4 protein-coding genes are annotated in these 3,732 nt (G+C 35.9%); all 4 read left to right on the top strand.

What is annotated here, in order from left to right:
• The first annotated feature begins 519 nt into the window (after positions 1–519).
• Positions 520–1,476, top strand: coding sequence for a hypothetical protein (locus tag ACKFKF_RS34525; RefSeq protein ID WP_446871877.1), 957 nt, complete (start codon positions 520–522; stop codon positions 1,474–1,476).
• 229 nt (positions 1,477–1,705) lie between these two features.
• Positions 1,706–2,188: an SMI1/KNR4 family protein gene (locus ACKFKF_RS34520; RefSeq protein WP_446871876.1), complete on the top strand. Its 483-nt coding sequence runs from the start codon at positions 1,706–1,708 to the stop codon at positions 2,186–2,188.
• A gap of 14 nt (positions 2,189–2,202) precedes the next feature.
• Entirely contained in the window at positions 2,203–2,637 is a 435-nt protein-coding gene (locus ACKFKF_RS34515; RefSeq protein WP_446871875.1) for a DUF4304 domain-containing protein, read from the top strand.
• 157 nt (positions 2,638–2,794) lie between these two features.
• Positions 2,795–3,493 carry a hypothetical protein gene (locus ACKFKF_RS34510; RefSeq protein ID WP_446871874.1) on the top strand — a complete coding sequence of 233 codons (699 nt, stop codon included), beginning with the start codon at positions 2,795–2,797 and terminating at the stop codon, positions 3,491–3,493.
• Positions 3,494–3,732: the final 239 nt, after the last annotated feature.

Raw genomic sequence — 3,732 nt, 5'->3', positions numbered from 1 at the left:
TCCAACTAAAAAACCACCCTGTGCCGGGGTGGTTTTTTTATGGTACATATATATGTGGTATAGCAAATGCAAATTTTGTTTTATTACGCCTACTGCTACCTTATTACTATAGCAACAATACCACTACCCACAATAAAAATATTTGCCAAAGCCTGTTGGAGGAATCATAGGAAGGCTTATTTTTACAGAAAATGATCGGTTAACCTAACAATACAAAATTTATAATTGCAACTTATTGAAAATCAATACTTTTAAATTTTAGAACATGAAAACACCTCAAAAAACGGGTAAAAAGAGACCAAACAGCAGATTAAGTAACAATACAAACTGCAAAAATCGTATTGGCGCAACTACAATACAAAATGTATAATTGTAACGCCTTGATAATCAATACCTCCATTTTTTTGGGGCAAAAAAATGGGGGCGTGTAATAACATAAATCCATGCGTTGGTTGCAATTGAAACCCTACAAAATTGAAACAGACTTTTTTCACACTACCTTATTTTAAAACATCTTTAATGGACGCCTTTTTTGAGCTTCCAGAAATTATGGATGACACAACACATCCGCAGTATGAAAATTTGCAAAAAGATATAGCTAACATAGATGTCGAAGAATTACACAAATATGTCGAGGAGAATAAAATTGACAGGTTCTTAGAAAGATTTGACAATAAACATTTGGCAAGGTGCAGGTTTTATCTGGTAGACAAAATCCGCAATCAATTATCAGCAGACAGACTTGAAATATTAGCTGACACAAGTTTATCTGCACCGTACACCTCGACCAATCTTGAGGGGTTGACTATATTAGAAAATAGCCTCGTTTACAGTTCTGACTTTACTTCTTTTGGTAATGCCTTCAAATACGGCGACTTTGTTTATCATCTATCTCCCTGCACTGATGCATCCAATTCAAGTTATTGGATTTCTGAAGCTATTGGAGAATTAATATTCAAAAAGAAAATAAATTTCAAAATTAGACTTGACCCATTTGTTGAAAAGCACATAGACGAGTACTCTCCCATGATGTACAAAATGACCGTCTATGGAACAAAACTTGATTGGGACAAGCTGCTAACTTTAAGAGAAGATGACCACGGAAGATGGATGAGTGAGAGACAGGATACACAATGGACAGATTATGTTTGGAGACCAGAAGGTGAAGAAATTCACTTTACTTGCGAAGAACTACCTAATCTTAATGAAATTTCATATAGAGGCAGTCGCTATTTTCATGCAATTTTTGACAAAAGTTCAGGCTTAATAAAACATTGTGACGGAGCAATTCGAATATATAATGAACATGAGTATCAAGAACGACTCAACTTTCATGTAAGAAATGCAGAAGTAAGAAAAACTGGTAAAAGGGTAAAAGTCTTTCAAGTAGACCAAGACATTGACAAATTCGATTTCATGAAATTAATAACAAGTTTCATGGTTTGGAATCATGACGTTTTTGACTATTTCAATTGACCAACTGCAACCAACATTGGTATTTGCAAAAGCTGGGCGGACGGAAGCCGTGTTTCAACTTTTGTTTTTCAATTTGGTTTCATATCGGGCAGACGAATAATTATTTAGCTATGTGCAAATCATCAACTTTTAATTATAAATTAGCTTCAGGTAGCCGGGCGGACGGAAGTCTATTCCCCAGCCTTCGCAAATACCTGTTCGTTGTGCGTCATTTTAAAGAGACTCCTATATGAAAATTGAGATTAAAGAATTTTGGGATTCCAATTACTATAACAATCCGACTTTGACGGATAAAATGATAATTGAAGCGGAACAAAAATTAGGGTTAAAACTACCTGAGAAATTTCTAACCTTGCTTAAAATTCAAAACGGAGGCTATACAAAAGGTTTTGCTTTTCCAATGAAAACGAAAACGACTTGGGCAGACAATCATATACCATTGAACGAACTATTTGGGATTGTTTTAGACGAAAACTCAGATTCGGGACATAACATAATGCAATCCTCATATATGACAACTGAATGGGGTTTACCCGAGAAACAAGTTTTGCTTACCGGAGACGGACATTGGTGGATTACGCTTGATTATAGATTAAGTGATAACCCAACAATAAGATGGATTGATTGTGAGTGTGATGAAGATATTCATGTAGCCAATTCTTTTGATGAATTTTACAACAATTTAGTAAGCGAAGATGAATTTGCTGAATAATAATAAACTGATTTATGGATAGAAAGGAAAAAAGGCAAAAAATAGACAACGCACTTAAGGACATTATCATTCCTTTTCTACGAGAGAAAGGATTTAAGGGTTCAATGCCACATTTTAGAAGAATGCAATCAGACCGAATTAACTTACTAACATTTCAGCACAGTCTTTATGATACAAAGTTTGTTATTGAAATCGCAAATTGTCCTACAAATGGCGTTAAAACTTCTTGGGGTAAACAAATTCCAAAAAATAAAGTAACAGCTCATGATATGGGTTACCGATTAAGAATTGGAAGCGAAAAACACAAAACTGACTATTGGTTTGACTATGGTACAGAATCCCTTTTTTCAAACACTTACAAGAATGTAACAAAAGAGATTATTGAACTTTGGGATGAAGCAGAGTATTGGTGGCACAACGACCCTTATAATCAAAAAGAAATTGAATAAACGAACGCACAACATCGTATTGGCAATAGTGGGGCTGACAGTTGTAAACTCAACATTTAAATTCTATTGGGCATTTGTGCAAAGGTTGAGCAGACGTTTTTCAAATGCCCCACCATTGCCAATACGTAAACCGTTATAGGGCATTTTAAGAGACGACATGCAAAGAATCGGAAAGCATTTAGACAGACAAATTTATTGGTTAGACTACAATAACTTTTCCAATGAACTTCCAGACCGAGACTGGGTTTGTCTTGCAATCTCAAATCAACAACCTGACATCGAAAAATTCGAAAGATTCATCCGGACAGCAATTCTAAAAAATATATTGGAGTTTAAGGGACACGGAAACTTTAGCGAAAAACTTCATGACATATTTGAAGAAACAATGGTAGTCATGGAGACGATTGAAAATCATAATGAAATTGACATTATGACCACATGGCACTATGTCGAACCACTTGCCGACACTTTTTGGCAATGCTTCAATGCAACATGTTTACCCGAGACAACAGACCTTGAAAACATAAAAATAATCTGCACGGACTTAGACGGAGTAAATAGAACCGAAGAATTTAGACGTTACATTAAAGAGTTTGAGTTAGGTTGGTTACCTTCAGACAATGTTAAACATGAAGTTTGGCAGGAAAAAGAAGGCTTGACTACTTTGTGCTTAGCTGACGAACGTGGCAATGATTGCAGAAAGTTACTTGAACCTGGCAGTAAACTAATTCATGAGTTTTATGCCAATAGTCATTTTGACGCAATGACAATTTATTACAAGTTCATGGACTGGGGAACATACACGTCGAAATTTGAAATTGACAAACAACCGTATGACAAGGAAAACGCCCTATAACATGGGGTTTGCTGCTATGCTGGCTGAAGGAACAAATCTTCAGCTTTTAGTCCACTATCAGCAGCAGCTCGGGCTTGACGTATTTCAATTTGGCTTTTAGTTGTTACCTTCAACTTTGCATTATTAATTGGGCAGCGGTTCCGGGCAGGAAGTACATGAATTCCAGCACAGCAGCAAGCCCTTTACGTTATAGGCAACTTTAGCAGACCGAAAAACTAACGACAACAGGACAATTATAA

This window comes from Phormidesmis sp. 146-12 (genome assembly GCF_052939495.1).
This window is presented reverse-complemented; position numbering and strand designations above follow the sequence as displayed.